This is a genomic window from Rhizobium alarense (genome assembly GCF_021555155.1).
Taxonomy (GTDB): domain Bacteria; phylum Pseudomonadota; class Alphaproteobacteria; order Rhizobiales; family Rhizobiaceae; genus Rhizobium_D; species Rhizobium_D alarense.
Window position 1 is genome coordinate 1 of sequence record NZ_JAKGBU010000184.1, and the last position, 1,044, is coordinate 1,044.

The 1,044-nt window shown below is 69.3% G+C and carries 1 protein-coding gene; it reads right to left on the reverse strand.

Features of this window, described 5'->3' with window-relative positions; all coding sequences use genetic code 11:
* Positions 1-98: 98 nt before the first annotated feature.
* Positions 99-1,044, reverse strand: a 946-nt coding sequence (locus LXM94_RS25900; RefSeq protein ID WP_235774766.1) for an aldo/keto reductase, incomplete at its 5' end; no start/stop codon positions are given.

The window sequence follows — 1,044 nt, forward strand, 5'->3', positions numbered from 1 at the left end:
CCGGCCGGGTCGACGCCTGCGATACCTTTTCGGGCGACGTCTGAAATATCCGAGATGAACGAGGACGGCGACGGCCTCGCCACCGCCGTCCGCTTTTGTCAGGCCCGCTTCTCGCTGTCCATGTGGGCGAGCATGGCGGCCGGATAGCGCTCGCCGGCGGCTGCATCCTTCGGCATGGCGGCCTCGATCGCGGCGATGTCGCCGGCCGAGAGGCTGACCGCCTGCGAACCGAGCGCTTCGGCGAGGCGGTCGCGGCGGCGGGCACCGACGACCGGCACGATGTCGCCTCCCTGTGCCGCCACCCAGGCGATCGCAAGCTGCGCGACGCTCGCGCCCTTCGCCTCGGCCACCCGGCGCAGCGCCTCGACGAGCGCAAGGTTGCGGTCGACATTGCCTTCCTGGAAACGCGGACCCATCGAACGGAAATCGCCCTGGCGCGGCGCGTCCTTCTGCCAGTGGCCGCTGATCAGGCCGCGCGACAGCACGCCGTAGGCGGTGACCGCGATGCCGAGTTCCCGGCAGGTCGGCAGGATGTCATCCTCGATGCCGCGCGAGATCAGCGAATATTCGATCTGCAGGTCGGTGATCGGGTGGACGGCAGCGGCGCGGCGGATCGTCTCCGCGCCGACTTCCGAAAGGCCGATATGGCGGATATGGCCGGCCTTCACCAGATCGGCAAGCGCGCCGATCGTCTCCTCGATCGGCACCGCCGGGTCGAGGCGCGAGGGACGGTAGATGTCGATATGGTCGGTGCCGAGCCGCTGCAGCGAATAGGCGAGGAAGTTGCGGATCGCGGCCGGGCGGGAATCGTAGCCGCTCCAGCCGCCGTCCGGGTCGCGCAGCGCGCCGAACTTGACGCTGAGCAGGACGTCGTCCCGCCGGCGGCCCTTCAGCGCGTCGGCGATCAGCATTTCGTTGTGGCCCATTCCGTAGAAATCGCCGGTGTCGATCAGGTTGATCCCGGCGTCGACGGCCGCATGGATCGTCGCGATGCTTTCGGCGCGGTCGGCCGGGCCGTACATGCCGGACATGCCCATGCAGCCG